Source organism: Providencia sp. PROV032, from assembly GCF_028484875.1.
Classification (GTDB): Bacteria; Pseudomonadota; Gammaproteobacteria; order Enterobacterales; family Enterobacteriaceae; genus Providencia; species Providencia rettgeri_E.
The window spans coordinates 35199-51231 of the sequence record NZ_JAMPSX010000016.1 but is presented as its reverse complement, the minus strand read 5'-3'; the positions used below and the strand labels follow the sequence as shown (position 1 = coordinate 51231).

Genomic DNA, 16033 nt, shown 5'->3' with positions numbered 1-16033 from the left:
GACAAACCTTATTGAATATGATTGCTATTTGCATTTAAACTATCAGTCATATTCTTTTTGGTAGACAGGTGTAGGGTAGAAATTGCATATGCGTTGGATGCGTTGGACTTTAATAATCGTCATTTCATTATCTATTCATGCGGGCCTTGCGATGGCATGGATTTTTAATCAACCAAACTTGGTTAGAGACCCGGAGCCATTGACGATTGCTATGGTTTCTTTTGCCGCCCCTGAAGCCGCTTCTGAGCCCGTTGAACAGGTTGAAACACCGGTAGAGCCAGAACCTGAACCTGTTATTGAGCCAGAACCTGAACCGGTAGTTGAACCGGTCATTGCACTGCCTAAGAAAAAGCCTGAGGTGAAGAAAAAACCTAAGCCAAAACCAAAACAGGAAGAAAAGAAAAAAATTAAAGAAGATGTTAAGCCCGTTGAGAAGCAGCTGGCCATGAACAATCTGAAATCAGACGTCATTGCACCTAAAACGAATAATAGCCCTATCAAGACTGCAAATAATACAGGGGCAAGTAATAGTCAATCGACTAAGAAAGGCGGCCCGAGGGCTCTGCATAAACAAGCTCCTGCTTATTCAGAACGTGCGCGTCGTTTAGGTAAAGAAGGGTATGTGAAAGTTCGCTATGACATTAATGATGATGGCCGAGTGACAAATATTGAATTTGTTGAAGCTACACCTAAAGGGCTGTTTGAGCGAGACGTGAAACGCGCAATGAACCGTTGGACTTTTGAAAAGCAACCGGCAAAAGGCTACGTGACTGAAATTTATTTCAAATTGGATGGCACTGTTAGCCAAGTCTAATGGTTATAATCAGTCTGTACAAAAAAAGCACCACAGCGATGATGGTGCTTTTTGTTTTTTACATAATGAATGGAGCAAAAACTTAGGCTTCGTTAGTTTTTTGATCTGAACTTGCTAACTGAAAATGTTGTTTTTCTTTGGGTAATGAACGTGAAGTACTATCATCATTAACTGCGACATAAGTAAATATCGCATCAGTAGCACGGTAACGTTGGCCAACAGGCTCCGTTGCGACTTTTTTTACCCAAACCTCAATATTAATGGTAATTGAGCTTTTCCCCGTTTTTAAACAGCGTGCATAGCAACAAACAACATCGCCTACGGCAACGGGCTTTTGAAATTTAATACCGTTTACCGCCACAGTGACCACGCGTCCTAGCGCAATCTCTTTTGCTAAGATAGCGCCACCTATATCCATTTGTGACATCAACCAGCCGCCAAAAATATCACCATTTGCATTAGTATCTGCAGGCATGGCTAATGTACGTAAAACTAACTCACCGTTCGGCAATTGCATATCTGACTCGTATTAAAAGGGTTATTACTTTTGATTTTGCATTTATAACAAATTACATATGCAATAGTAAACCGGAACTACTCAGTTATTGATTGATAATAGCTATTTAATTGAATTGCTGCAAAAATAAGATAAATAGAGTAGCCATTGCTGATAAACGGGTTTTAAACTTGGCAATAAGATCAATTTTTGCAAAGAAAAAGCAAGAAGTGTTTTTTATATTTAGTCAATTGATTGAATTGGCTATACTCAATAGTATGAAATTTATTTATTTACTTAGAGGTATGAAATGAGATTGTTATTGGCAATATTATTACCTTGGTTGCAATTTTTTACGATAGGGCGTCCTTTTGCTGGGATCATTTGCTTAATTTTACAGATCACCCTTATTGGTTGGTTACCCGCTGCCATTTGGTCGGTATATGCGCTATCACAGTACAATACAGATAAAAAAATTGAAAAAGCATTTGGTGAAAAACGTTATTAAGATATAAAAAAACCTGCTAATCAATGTGTATTAGCAGGTTTTTAACACTATTTTTAATTATTCTTCGTGTTTTTCTGCGGGCTCTTTAACCATATTTTTAAAAATATAGACCACACTCAGTACTGTAAATATTAATGTTCCTGCTGTCAGACCAAAGACTTTGAAATTGACCCAGATATCTTGAGCCATCCAGAAAGCAACGTAAATATTCAGCAATGCGCAGAAAATAAAGAAAATAGCCCATGCACTATTGAGTTTTATCCAATAACTATCGGCTAATTTTATTTCTTGGTTACTACCTAACATTCGCTGAATTAAAGGCTTTTCAGTAAACCATTGGCTAAAGAGTAATGCACCAGCGAATGCACCATAGATAATAGTGACTTTCCACTTAATAAATGCATCACTATGGAAAATAAGCGTTAAGGCAGCAAAGCCCATCACGATTGCACAGGTAATTTTTGCAACTTTTTCAACTTTCTTATAGATAAGATAAGTTGCTAATAACGCCAAAGGAGTGGTAACCATTAAAGCACCACTCGCATAGAAAATATCGTATCTTTTATAGACAATAAAAAAGATTATCAAAGGAATAAAATCAATAAGTTGTTTCATAACAGTGAATGCAGCGCCTCAACGTAAAGGTAATAGACTAGTTTAACCGATTTTGGCTTTAATTGTTAAAAGTTTGCACCTTTTTACCAATAAACATGCTTTGTTACCAATCATATTTGCACTATTTTACGATTATTTGACTTACTTCTAGATAAACTTTATTAGTTCGGATATATATAGTATGGAAAATAATTTAACTTACTAATTTATAGGTGCTTTTCTCCCATGATAAAGGCAAGGCTATTTGTCTGGATGCCAGGTTTAAAAACACTGTTTAACTATCAACGTACAGACCTAGGCCCTGATGTTAAAGCAGGGTTGTCTGTCGCTGCGGTTGCTTTACCTGTTGCTATTGCCTATGCCGAATTAATGGGGGTGAATGCAATTGTTGGATTATATTCATGTATTTTACCTATGTTTTTCTATGCGCTGTTTGGCACGTCGAAGCAATTAATTATTGGGCCTGATGCCGCAACATGTGCGGTGATTGCAGCTGCAGTTGCTCCACTCGCAATGGGAGACGAAACTGTTCGTTGGCAGCTGATTATTGTCATGAGTTTTATGACTGGGATTTGGTGTTTGATTGCTGCAAGATTTCGTTTAGGGACTTTTGCCGATTTTTTATCTAGACCAATATTGCAAGGTTTATTAAATGGGGTTGCTCTCACGATCATCGTTAGTCAAATTAGTAAAATATTTGGTATTACGACCTTACCTTCAGGGTTTATTGAGCGATTAATAGCTTTTCCATTAGCGATAGTAGAAACACATATTCCAACATTATTCCTTGCTATTGTGACATTGGTGATTACCTTAGTGATTAAGCGAGTACGTAGTAAGTGGCCATCTTTATTAATTGCAATGGTTTTGGCAACAGCGGCAAGTATTTTATTTAATCTTGAGCAATATGGTATTAGCACAGTAGGGGATTTAGGTGAAGGGCTACCCCATATACCAATGCCTGATTTTCCACCGAGCTTACTCCGAGACCTCGTTATTCCATCATTAAACTTAGCCGTGATTAGCTTTGTCAGTTTTATGATGACGGCTCGCAGTTTTGCAAGCAAAAATGGTTATACCGTCGATGCAGACCAAGAATTAAGAGCGTTAGGGATGGCAAATATTGCTTCTGCTTTTGGCCAGGGATTCGCAGTTAGTGCTGCGAGTAGCCGCACAGCGGTTAATGATATGATGGGAGGGAAAACACAATTGGTTTCTCTCGTTGCGGCGGTAACAATTTTAGCGGTTTTACTTTTTTCTGTGAATTTATTGGAATATATCCCTATGGCTGCTTTAGGGATGGTTTTAATTATTTCGACTTATTCATTGCTTAGTTTTCGTAGCATTTTATCAATGCGCAAACGCAATAGAGAAGCTTTTTTCTTATGTATTTTTACATTATGTGCAGTGCTGGTGGTTGGTTTGATCAGTGGTGTCGGCTTAGCTGTTCTACTGGGTTTGTTGCAGTTTATCCGAGTCATATTTAGGCCAACAGACCAATTATTAGGTGTTGATGAACATGGTATGCTTCATTCTATGACATCCGAAAATAATATTCAGGAAGTCGATGGCGTCCTGATTTATCGATTCAATTCTCCCCTCACTTATTTTAATGTGAATTACTTTAAAGAGCGATTGAATAAACATATAGATAATCAACGAAAAAGACCTGCTTGGGTGATTGTGGATGCTGCCGTCAGTTTTACGCATAATGATGTGAGCGTCTTTTCTACATTGAATGACATTGTAACGTCTTTGAAAGCCAAAGGGGTAACTTTGGTATTAGCAGGGCGTAGAACTTCGCTAAATCGCTGGTTAGAACAAAATAAAATCAATCGTTCAGATGATGACCTATTAGTAGTACCGGATATTTATTTTGCTATTCGTTTAATTCAAAGTAAGCAACAAATCCAAATGAAATGTGTTGAGGAAAGAAAAGCACAAGAGTACCAAAGGGATTCAAATATATTAGAGCATGACGGTGAAAATCAAATTACACCAACGGAAATTCTTTCAGATAACTCTTAGAAATAACATAAATAGAAAGGTACCTTTTGATACCTTTCTGTTTTATGGGTTAGATTAATTTTTAGTGACTAACATATATAAACGATAAAAGTAAATTAAAGCGAATGCAGCTACAACATTATTGAGTAGAAAAGAGATGCCATTAATAAGGATATGATTCATATTAAGGTTGCCCAATAGCACACTGATAAGCATTTGAGCTGCCATCCAAATTAAAATCATCGGTAAGACAACACGCCAGTTTGCATAGGCCAATTTCCAGCTTTTTCCCATCGCACTGAATGAATTGGTACTTTCTGAGATTAAAATTGCTGGTGCTAAGGAGAAACCAATGGCGAGTACAATACCAGGTAGAACCATAATTGTGATGCCTAATTGGATAAGCAGTGAGCAAACAACCAATAGAAGAAACATAGATGGTGCTTTGTTCAGTGACGATGTTATTGCCTGAAGCCCGGTCATCTCTTCACCGCGAGACATACCAGAGATATAGGATAACGTACCACAAATAAGGAATAAGCTTCCAAGAGTGACGGAAAGGATCAACCCGAAAGAAACGCGTAATATACTACTTTTATCTTCTTCGGATAGACTTAAAATCCAGTCTTGTAAGCCCGTATTACCGGATTCAATCATCTTACTTTGTGCTTGTGCTAGAACAGCTATCATCTGCTCACTAGGGATCATCACTGCATAGATCACAAGGCTCACTACGGTGGCTAAGAGCACAATAGTGAAAAGGCCACTCAATTGATTTTTAAAGAAATTGATACTATCACTAATGAGTGAGTTGGCCGAAATGGACATGACACTGCTCCTATCTACAAACGGGATCAAAATTTTAGCCCAATTGTAACCGAGTATCACGCCTAGAGGTAGAGAAAGATAATAAAAACCGGGAGGTTAAGGAAATATATTGGATATAAAAGTTCAATTTAATTAACCAAAATAAGTGGAAGTATCTAAGTTGCATTTTAAATATATATTTAAGTTTCTGGGGAAATATATATATTTTGAAATCAAGTTTTTATTTTGTTAGTTATTTTCTAAAAATTGATTTAAATCAAAAATAAAAAAATAAGAGATGAAATAATAAAGCGACATTTATTGGTTTACCTATAAATTATCAAAAGATGTGATCTTGATTTGAACATCAATTTAAATAATACGGTATATTTTCCTAAAATAAAAAACAGGAATGGGATTGATAATGAAAAAACTCACTGCGCTTGTATTAGCTGCTGCAACTTTAGCTCCAGCAATTTCTATTGCTCATGAAGCTGGCGACTTTCTTTTCCGCGCGGGTACTGCAACAGTCAGACCTAATGTTGGAGGAGATGATGTTAAAATTAATGGATTAGGTAATTTAGGTACCTTTGATGCAAATAATAATACTCAATTAGGTTTAACATTTGGGTATATGATCACTGATAATATTGGTGTTGAATTATTAGCAGCAACTCCGTTTGAACATAAAGTTGGTACAGGCCCTACAGGTAATATTGCAACGGTAAAACATTTACCACCAACATTAATGGCGCAGTATTATTTTGGTAGTAAAGAAGATAAATTACGCCCTTATTTAGGTGCTGGTGTTAACTATACCTTCTTCTTTGATGAGAAATTTAACTCAACAGGGAAAGAAGCTGGCTTATCTGATCTAGATTTATCAAGCTCGTGGGGCTTTGCAGCACAAGCAGGTATGGATTACATGCTGACTGATAACTGGATGCTAAACGCTTCTCTTTGGTGGATGAATATTGAGAGTGATGTGAAATTTAAAGCAGGTGGTGAACAGTATAAAGTGAATACTCGTTTAGACCCATTTGTATTTATGTTCGGTGCGGGTTACCGTTTTTAAGAATTTGATAGGACGCAATACAGGTAGTACCTGAATTCTGAAGGATTAGAGAGAAGTAGGAAATCCGAGAATATTCGTATTCTCGGATTTTTCAATTTTTATTAGTGTCAAACATATATTTAATAGTCAGCGATCATAAAAGTAACAATTATTATTGATAATGATGTTTATAATATAATAATTGGTTTTATAGAGTGATAATAAAGTAAAGGTACTTATTGGCTGTCACTATTTAGGGCAAATAATAACAAATAATAAAAGATTGAGACTAATTACCTTGAAATAAAAAAACTGAATACAGGAGCATATTCAGCTTTAAGATATTATTCAAATTTGCAATATTAAATTACCAAAACCATTGTACGTTTAACCCTGCATTAACGCTACTAGTTTCATATTCATCCGGTTTATGAAGTGGTACACCTAAAAATAAATCATAACTGAAGATATTAATATTACCCCTCATGCCTATAGCCGTTCCTAATAATTGGTCATCAGAATAGAGACCAATTGGATATACACCTCCGAATATTCGACCATAGTCAAGTGCGTAGTATGGGTAAAAGGAAAAGTCAGGAATATAAAAGTTTAGTTCATTTCGTAAGTAAAATCCCTTATCTCCGATTAATGAAAACTCCTCATCGAAACCACGTACAGTCCAACGGTTACCTAACGAGAATTGATCTTGAATAGTTAAGCGATCTCGTGAATATTGTACAAATAGTTGTGGGTTATAACTCATAATAAAATTGTCAAAGACAAAAGGAAACATACCGGAAATATCGGCAGTATAAACACGGCCCATAGTGCTAACATCACCATACTTCATATCCCAGCTTTCTTCAGCGCCAAACCAAGGTACATTGCGTTGGTAATATATTGAAGCATCGACGGTTGAATTATTGATATTTTGACGGTGGCTAACGCCGAGTTTAAGACTGGTAAGGTCACGTTGTTGAGAAAGTAGTGCTACATCCTCCAACTTATATTTTGATTTTCTTTTAATTAACTGAATTGATGCTGTATCTTTAAATGTTTGCCCCCGTAAAAAGACATTACTGGCAGTGGCGTTATAATATTTACTATCACCATAATATTTATAACTAAGTACAGAGTCATTAATAGTTTGCTTATAGTCACTTTTACTTGCATACAATGAGAAAAGCCAATAATTATAGGGAACTGCATAATAAATAGACGCATTACTAGTGCTATTGCGTGCTTGGTTTTTTAAATTTTTCCCTGCAGAGACATATATAGTATCGTTTAAACTGGTTAAGTTGTTAGCATATAGGGTTACGCCAGCTTGATCTTTACCTGTTTGGCGGCTTCCAGAGTTATTGTAATATCCACCTACATTGAAGTGAGAAGATTTTTCTCTTTGTATGGAAATATCAGATGTGGAAAACTCTTTACCTGGCGCTAATTCAATATTCACTTTAGCACCAGGGATCCGCTCAAGGTTTTCTAAACCTTGTTCAATGTCACGGATATTCAGAATATCTCCTTCTTTAGCGGGCATAATTGCCCCCAAGGTAATATAAGTATCACTACCTTCAGCAAGTTTAACATTAGCCACTTTGCCTGGAATAATTTGCAGTGTTAAAGTCCCTTCACTGATATTTTGTTCTGGAATATTAACTCTAGTGGTAACGTAACCTGATTTAATTATTTTATCTTGTAAGCCTTTTGCTAAGGTTTCAACACCATTAATACCAATACATACACCAACAACTTGGTTTGCATATGTTTCAAGAGGACGCATAGAAGGGAGTTTAGGTTCAGAGAGCAAAATGACTTGCTTCATTTGAAAGCAATCTTTTTCATCATCGAAAACTAAAATATTATTTGACCGCTCTCTTGTTTTACCTAAGACATCTTTAGTTTCTAGTTGAGTCTGTTGTTGGCGAGAGCGATCTTGGCTGGTTTGGTTATTGATTTGTTGGTCAATAATTTGTGCAGTATTACCTGATACGTATAATGGAAAAGATAATAAAGTTGCAGATAAAAAAATAAATCGAAAATTCATGGTTACCACATATATTCTTATGATTAAAATATAATTAGAAGAGGCTTGTAGAAAATAATTTCTATCTTATATGAGAATTATCTTATCTATGTATAGCATTGTTAGCATTTTAAGACGGTTTTCATATATCCCCTTATAATAAAATTGTCGTTATGAAAATATTTATTTTTAGCTGATTTGAAATTACTAAGATTATGCTTTAAATTTAAATTTATTAAAAATTAATTATATTAACTAACTAATGAAAAACAAAATGGGAGGTTAATGCTAATATTGATTTAGTTATGGTTTTATATTTTTAGATGCGATTGTTTTTTTAATGAAATCAAAAGGTAATATTTACTCCGTTATAGGGTGAATAGGGTTTTATACTTAGATGTATAAACACGAAAATGAAAGGGGAAATAAGATAAACATTAGTATGTTTTAACCATTAAATATTTTAATAAGAAATAATAACTATCGGGTTTTTTAGCTAAGTGAATATAAGGTAGGTATCATGAATCAGGAGACCAAAGGCCTCCTGAATCATCTAATTAGTAATAATTAGATGTGTTTAAAACGACAGTAGAGCCTAAGATGCGGCCATAAGGACCATTGTAAATTACAGGGCTTGTAATCTCAGTTTTTCCATATGAACTTAATACCCCATTGTTGTTTTCTACGCGGCTAAATGCGTTAATGGAGAGATCTTTACCAGCACGGATAAAGCCAGAATAGGTATTATTTAACCTATTCATATCCAAGTTAATGGTTTTAGACGCTAGGATTTTTCCGTAGCTATTTTCAAGGTTGTTTTTTAAGTTGATTTTAACATCGCCATCAGTTCCTACATTTTGGAACGTATTAGCTGAGATAATTCCATATTTATTATTTAAATTAGTTCCTTTGATAGTTACAGAACCATTTTTGGCATAGATACCACCAGTATAGCCGGCAGCACCGAAGATATTTCCGCTATTATTGAATTGTGCTGAATTAGTGTTATCTATCTGACTCGAATTTATGACAACATTAGAGTCTGCAGTAATTAAGCCTTTATCATTTCCAACATAGGTTGCTTTGATATTAAGGTTGTTCCCTTTGATATATCCATTTTGATTATTTAAAGTAGTTACATTGTATTTAGATTTACCTGCATTTGAAATGAGTGAACCGTCATTGTAAAGGATATTTGCATTAATATTTAATGCCTTACCACTATCAATAACACCATGACGGTTATTTAATAAATTACTTGATAGCGTAATATTAGTTTGGCCGTTAGTTGATTTTATCAAAGCATTCTGGTTTTGTAGTGTTTCAGCATCAATATCGATTCTTCTTTTTGCGATAATTTGGCCATTACTATCATTAGTAATAATATAACGCCCTGTTAATGCAACGTCCTGTCCTGAAAGAACTGAATTATTGTTATGGAGTTTGGTAGTATCGATGGTTAATTTCCCACCGGCTCTGATACCACGCTCAGGCTCATTGATAGCGCCATGATAGATAGAATATGAATTATCTATAGAGTTTGTAGAAGTAATATCAATATTGCCTTGTTTAGTTTTAATTGAGCCGTTGTTGTTAGTTAAATGATTTGTATTAATTTCTATATCTTGCTGTGCATGAATAACCCCCCTCTGGTTGTTATTGATAGTACCAGCGGCGATTTTGATATTACCACCGTTAGATTTAATTAACCCCGCATTGTTGCTAATAACTGTATTGTGATTGTTGATACTTATATCACCTTGAGCAACGATGGATGAGTTGTTATATAAACCGTTAGATTTAATATCGATGGTTCCATTCGAATTCATTAGTGCATTTTGGTTATAAACTAGTCCAGTCGAATCTATTTTAATACCACCTGAACCTGCTGATAACATACCTAGGTTAGAGACACCAGTTCCACTCTCAGTAGAAACTAAAGTAATTTTATCTGCGTACATACCACCCATAGCGGCAACATCAATACCAACACGAGGTGTTGAATTTGAGCCTGGTAGTTTAGTGATGTTAGTTGCATCTGCATCAACAAAGTTATTACCAGTAATAACATTAATTTCTTTAGCTGTAATATTTCCACGAATAACTGCCGAACGAGCGATGATATCTGTTGGTGAGTCTGACTGTAGACGGTTGTTTATCGTGATTTGACCATTTGAAACGTTGTAGCCAAGAACTTCACCTCCAGCGACAATTGGTTTACCCGTTGTGAGTGTCACACGATCGGTATTGATAAAACCACAGTTATTACATGTGATGCCAGATGCGTTAGCAACGATAACTTGTGCTTTATCACCAGCGACTTCAATCATACCACCTAAGGTGCTTGCTTTATTTGAATTAACTTCATTTAAAATAACTTTCGCAGGGCCATTGCCATTGCCTAAATTTAGGTTTCCATTAATTTGGCCGCCTAAAGTGGTATTTGTGTTGGTCGTACTGTTGTTTAAAATAACACCTTTTTGGTCAACATCAAATTGGCTATAGATGTTATGTGAGACACCTTTGTCACTTGCTCCTTTAATCTGCACAATAGTAGGGCCATTGCTTTGATTTATAACACCAGCACCATTGGTATTAATAACCGCGCCGTGAGCAATAGATATTGAACCTAAAATAATAGATACATTTAAAAAGAGTGGTTTAATTTTCATCATAGGATGAGTAATTGAATGGTTAGAAGTATGTTTCATAAATATCCCTAAAATAGACTATAGATAAAATTAAAAATAGCTAATAAAAATCCCATTAAAGCATAAGAATTATGCATGATATTAATTTTCATTAAAATTTAATTGTACTTAAGTCGGTGCTGGGGAATGTAAGAAGAGTAAAATATCTATATTGTAACATAAATGGTATATTATATATTTAACCTGAAAATAATTATTTAAATCAATTGGTAATGATTACTCCGCTACGGATTTAATACGAAAAAACACCAGTGTAATAACACGTAGCTATTGATTTTGACATTAGCGTATTGTATTAATAAATATTATGATTGGTGGTTTTTGATGATGTAAGATTTTTTTATTCGAATAAGGTCGAGTATATTTTAGCGTATTTTTATTGTCGAAATGAAAATAATACTAAAATAGTCAAAGTAGACTATTTTAAAATTAATTATCTTATTTTAGTAATCAAGTCATTAAATATGAATATGACTTGATTACTCTTTATTCGTCCATCTACCTTTGTGTTGCGGCTTTCATATTTTCAACAAACTCCGTTAATGATTTAAGCATAACATCAGGTCGATTGAGGTTATTTTCGATAATTTTAACTACTGCGGAACCTGAAATCGCACCAGCGGCACCATTTTTAATGGCTTCTCTGACTTGTTCCGGTTCTGATATTCCAAAACCTTGCAAGGCAGGAGCTGCTTTATATTGGTTTAATTGACTTATTAAATGAGTCAAAGGCATTTCAGCGCGTTTTTCTGTACCCGTCACACCAGCACGAGATAACAAATAAGTATAACCTTGGCTGTGTTCGCCAATTTGCTGGAGTAACTTTTCATCAGCATTTGGTGGGCAAATAAAAATAGGGGCGATACTGTGTTTTAATGCAGCTTCACGAAAAAGTTTTGATTCAGACATAGGAACATCTGCAACGAGTACAGAGTCAACGCCTGCATTTTCGCAGCGAATATAAAAATTTTCGATACCATTGGTGAATACTAAATTTGCATACACTAATAAACCAATAGGAACAGTAGGGTGCTTTTCTCTAATTCGACGGAGTAATTCGAAACAAATTGTCGGGGTGATTTCACTTTTAAATGCACGTAAATTAGCATTTTGGATGGTTGGACCATCTGCCAGAGGGTCAGAAAATGGAATACCGATCTCTAATGCATCAGCACCACCAGCAATCAAAGCATCGACAATTTTTAATGATAATTCAGCATCTGGGTCACCTAAAGTGACAAATGGAACAAATGCGCCTTGGTTATTGTGAGCTAAACGTTCAAAAAGTTGTGTGTAGCGTTCCATTAGATTTCTCCTTTGCTGGCTAAAATATCATGCACTGTAAAAATATCTTTATCACCGCGACCAGACAAATTAACGATTAATAATTGTTCTTTGTTGGGTGCTTGCTCTGCCATTTTCAACGCATGTGCCAGTGCATGAGACGATTCTAGTGCAGGAATAATCCCTTCTTTACGTGATAATAATTTAAACGCATTCAAGGCTTCATCATCGGTAATAGAAACATATTCAGCGCGACCAATACTGTTTAAATGCGCGTGTTGTGGCCCTACAGAGGGAAAGTCCAATCCTGCAGAGATGGAATACGATTCTTCAATTTGACCTTCACTCGTTTGCATCATCGGTGATTTCATACCGAAATAAATCCCTACACGGCCATGTTTTAACGGTGCGCCGTGTTGCCCTGAATCAATGCCTAACCCAGCAGGTTCAACCCCAATTAATTTCACATTTTCTTCTGGAATAAAAGAGGCAAACAAACCTATGGCATTTGAACCACCGCCAATACAGGCTACTACAGCATCAGGCAAACGGCCTTCTTTTTCGAGGATCTGTTGTTTTGCTTCGTCACCAATCATGCGTTGGAATTCACGTACAATTGTTGGATATGGGTGAGGACCTGCCGCTGTTCCTAATAAATAGTGGGCTTTATCATAGCTGCCAGACCAGTCCCTTAATGCTTCATTGCAGGCATCTTTTAATGTTGCCGAGCCACTATGAACAGGAATAACTTCAGCGCCCATCAATTTCATGCGAAATACATTGGGAGACTGGCGTTCTACATCTTTGGCACCCATATAGATACGGCATTTCATGTTCAGTAATGCACAAGCCAGTGCTGTCGCAACCCCATGTTGCCCAGCACCTGTTTCTGCAATAATTTCAGTTTTTCCCATTCGCTTAGCCAGTAGTGCTTGGCCTAATACTTGGTTAGTCTTATGGGCACCGCCGTGCAGTAAATCTTCCCGCTTTAAATAGAGTTTTGTTTTTGTACCTGCGGTTAGATTTTTACATAACGTTAGCGCAGTCGGGCGACCTGCATAGTTTTTTAGTAAGTCGTGAAACTCACGAATAAATTCATCATCATTCTGTGCGTCGATAAACGCGTCTTCTAATTGGTTTAATGCAGGAATAAGAATTTCTGGGACATATTGCCCACCAAACTCGCCAAAATACGGATCTAATTTGCTCATTATTTATTGTCCATTTTTTAAGTTACATTAATTGGTGTTGGAGTTTTATCTTTCGTTGTGTATTAGTGAGCCGTTGATTCGGCTAACAACGCTGATAACACCAAATTTATTTTTTGTTCGCTTTTTATACCCGGTTCAATTTCAACCCCTGAATTAAAGTCTAATCCGTTGCACAGTAACTTTGCCGCGTCTAGGCAGTTATCAAGGGTAAGCCCGCCCGCTATCATTAATTTCTGTGTTGTGGACGAGGGCGCTGCTGACCAATCGAAGGTTTTGCCAGTTCCACCGGAGCCATTATCCAGTAGTAACACATCAATACCTTGTGTGTCGTAGTCATTTAAAGTCGTTCGTGACATATCGAGTGCTTTCCAAACTTCACAGTAGCTTGGTAGAAATGTTCTTAACGTATTGATATAAGAAACATCTTCATCGCCATGTAATTGCACAGCAGATAACGCAAGCTGCTTAGCGATATGGGCAACAAAGTCAGCGGACTGATTACGGAAAACACCGACATATTTTAAAGGCGCGGCATGAATGATATTTTGCGCCCGTGACAGCGTCACTTTTCGGGGGGAGGTTTCAGCAAAAATTAACCCGCCGTAGTATGCGCCTGCTTCAAATGCGGCTTTTGCATCTTGTTCGCGGGTCAAACCACAGACTTTATGCTCTCCAACTAATAGGCGATGAATAGCTTTATCTAGGTTGGCTTGCTCCATTAGGGCACTGCCAATTAAAAAGCCATTTGCAAATTTTCTAAGTGATTGGATATGCTGATGTAAATTGATCCCCGACTCACTAATTACGATGGTATCTTCAGCTAAGCGAGGCGCGAGTTCACGAGTTCGATTTAAATCAATAGAAAGGTCACGTAAATCACGGTTATTGATGCCAACAACCTTGGCTTTTAACCGAATCGCTCTCTCTAATTCTTCTTCATTACTGACTTCTGTTAAAATTCCCATACTCAGTTGATGAGCAACTTCAGCTAATGCTATATATTCATCATCATCTAAGACAGATAACATCAGTAAGATAGCATCCGCTTGATAGTAACGTGCGAGATAGATTTGGTATGGGTCAATAATAAAATCTTTGCACAACACGGGTTGTGTTACGGTATTACTGACAATCGTCAGGTAATCCATTTTACCTTGAAAATATTTTTCATCTGTGAGAACTGAAATGGCGCTGGCATAAGGTGCATATGCCTTGGCTATCATAGCAGGGTCGAAGTCTGCACGCAGCAAGCCCTTTGATGGAGATGCTTTTTTGCACTCTAAAATGAAAACAGGGCGTTTTGCGCTTAGAGCGTGATAGAAGCTACGCTGACTAGGCTGAATATTATCAATAAAGCTCTCTAACGGTTGCTTGGTTTTGCGTTCAATTAAATAGTCAACTTTATCATCAACAATTTTTTGTAAGACAGTCGCTTTCATTTTATTGGTTCCTTGCCGCGAGTGCTGTAACGCGGTCAAATGCTTTACCGCTACGAATGATTGCGAGTGCATGCTCGCTGTTTTGTTTTAAATCTTCATGGCCATTAATACGCATCAACATGGCAACATTGGCCGCAACCGCGGCTTCGTGAGCGGCTTGCCCATGGCCTTGAAGTAAATGGCTAAGTAATAGGCGGTTTTCATCTGGTGTACCGCCTTCTAAGTCACGTAATTGATATGGTGCTAACCCAAAATCATCTGCTGTTAATTGGTAATGTTGTACTTTGCCATCTTTTAATTCAGCAACTTGCGTGACTGCATGTAATGAAACTTCATCCATCCCCCCACTGTGTACCACAGCAGCACGGGTAAAACCAAGCATCTGTAATGTTTCAGACACGGGTTTTACCAATGACGCTTGATAAACACCGATAAGGGCAATCGGTGGGCGAGCCGGATTAATTAAAGGCCCCAATACATTAAATAACGTTCGAGTTTTTAGTTGAGTACGTACAGGGGCCGCATGGCGGAACCCACTGTGATATTGCGGTGCAAATAAGAAACAAACTCCAAGCTCATCTAATGCGTCACGAGCACTTTGTGCACTAAGATCTAGAGCGATACCAAAAGCTGCAAGTAAATCTGAAGATCCTGAACGGCTCGAAACACTGCGATTACCGTGTTTAGCGACTTTAATACCGCATTCCGCAGCAACGAATGCGCTCGCTGTTGAAATATTGATACTATTTGCGCCATCACCTCCCGTGCCAACAATATCACTGAATGAGTAGTCAGGACGAGGAAAGGGTTGTGCATTTTCTAAACAAGCTAGAGCAGCACCCGCAATTTCTTGCGGTTGTTCACCACGCATTTTCATGCTGATTAATACTGCAGCTAACTGAGGCTCTGTCAATTCACCTTGAATGATGGCATTAAATAAGAACTGGCTTTCTTGCTGAGTCAGCGGTTGCGCTTTAAATAATTTATCATAAATATTTTGCATAATTGGCTCTTTAGTCTTCCGTTAGTGCGAATGAGAGGATTCGATTGCATTGGGA

The 16033-nt window shown here is 36.9% G+C and carries 12 protein-coding genes and 1 pseudogene; 4 read left to right on the top strand and 9 right to left on the bottom strand.

Annotated elements, in window-relative coordinates; translation table 11 throughout:
• Positions 1–88: 88 nt before the first annotated feature.
• Positions 89–814: a TonB family protein gene (locus PSF42_RS11915; protein WP_248466576.1), complete on the top strand. Its 726-nt coding sequence runs from the start codon at positions 89–91 to the stop codon at positions 812–814.
• A gap of 82 nt (positions 815–896) precedes the next feature.
• Here PSF42_RS11915 and yciA read toward each other — a convergent pair whose 3' ends face one another.
• Positions 897–1331 (bottom strand): acyl-CoA thioester hydrolase YciA, encoded by a 435-nt coding sequence (gene yciA, locus PSF42_RS11910; protein ID WP_125893101.1) that lies wholly within the window; start codon positions 1329–1331, stop codon positions 897–899.
• Positions 1332–1620: 289 nt separating this feature from the next.
• Between yciA and PSF42_RS11905 the strand changes: the two genes are divergently transcribed.
• Positions 1621–1818, top strand: a complete 198-nt coding sequence (locus tag PSF42_RS11905; RefSeq protein ID WP_248466575.1) for a YqaE/Pmp3 family membrane protein — start codon at positions 1621–1623, stop codon at positions 1816–1818.
• Between the two features lie 57 nt (positions 1819–1875).
• On the opposite strand, the gene PSF42_RS11900 is transcribed toward PSF42_RS11905, so the two are convergent.
• Complete coding sequence (locus PSF42_RS11900) at positions 1876–2433, bottom strand: septation protein A (RefSeq protein WP_125893103.1); 558 nt, start codon at positions 2431–2433, stop codon at positions 1876–1878.
• A 225-nt stretch (positions 2434–2658) separates the two neighbouring features.
• On the opposite strand from PSF42_RS11900, the gene PSF42_RS11895 reads away from it, so the two are divergent.
• On the top strand, positions 2659–4461 hold the full coding sequence (locus PSF42_RS11895; RefSeq protein ID WP_272680067.1) for a SulP family inorganic anion transporter: 1803 nt from the start codon (positions 2659–2661) through the stop codon (positions 4459–4461).
• A 54-nt stretch (positions 4462–4515) separates the two neighbouring features.
• Here the strand turns inward: PSF42_RS11895 and PSF42_RS11890 are convergent, their stop codons facing one another.
• Positions 4516–5268: a YciC family protein gene (locus tag PSF42_RS11890; protein ID WP_125893107.1), complete on the bottom strand. Its 753-nt coding sequence runs from the start codon at positions 5266–5268 to the stop codon at positions 4516–4518.
• A gap of 403 nt (positions 5269–5671) precedes the next feature.
• Between PSF42_RS11890 and ompW the strand changes: the two genes are divergently transcribed.
• Entirely contained in the window at positions 5672–6322 is a 651-nt protein-coding gene (gene ompW / locus PSF42_RS11885; protein ID WP_213912677.1) for an outer membrane protein OmpW, read from the top strand.
• Between the two features lie 346 nt (positions 6323–6668).
• Here ompW and PSF42_RS11880 read toward each other — a convergent pair whose 3' ends face one another.
• The 6 genes and pseudogenes from PSF42_RS11880 to trpD all read right to left on the bottom strand — a co-directional run.
• A complete protein-coding gene (locus PSF42_RS11880; RefSeq protein WP_272680066.1) occupies positions 6669–8351 on the bottom strand; it encodes a ShlB/FhaC/HecB family hemolysin secretion/activation protein in 1683 nt (560 codons plus the stop codon).
• Between the two features lie 536 nt (positions 8352–8887).
• Positions 8888–11041, bottom strand: a complete 2154-nt coding sequence (locus tag PSF42_RS11875) for a two-partner secretion domain-containing protein (protein WP_272680065.1) — start codon at positions 11039–11041, stop codon at positions 8888–8890.
• A 498-nt stretch (positions 11042–11539) separates the two neighbouring features.
• Positions 11540–12346, bottom strand: a complete 807-nt coding sequence (gene trpA / locus PSF42_RS11870) for a tryptophan synthase subunit alpha (protein ID WP_125893115.1) — start codon at positions 12344–12346, stop codon at positions 11540–11542.
• Positions 12346–13536 carry a tryptophan synthase subunit beta gene (gene trpB, locus PSF42_RS11865; RefSeq protein ID WP_125893117.1) on the bottom strand — a complete coding sequence of 397 codons (1191 nt, stop codon included), beginning with the start codon at positions 13534–13536 and terminating at the stop codon, positions 12346–12348. Before trpB ends, trpA begins: the two co-directional genes overlap by 1 nt.
• A gap of 62 nt (positions 13537–13598) precedes the next feature.
• Positions 13599–14975 carry a bifunctional indole-3-glycerol-phosphate synthase TrpC/phosphoribosylanthranilate isomerase TrpF gene (gene trpCF / locus PSF42_RS11860; RefSeq protein ID WP_272680064.1) on the bottom strand — a complete coding sequence of 459 codons (1377 nt, stop codon included), beginning with the start codon at positions 14973–14975 and terminating at the stop codon, positions 13599–13601.
• Position 14976: 1 nt separating this feature from the next.
• A pseudogene (gene trpD, locus PSF42_RS11855) lies at positions 14977–15969 on the bottom strand (anthranilate phosphoribosyltransferase); the annotation flags it as partial.
• Positions 15970–16033 lie beyond the last annotated feature (64 nt).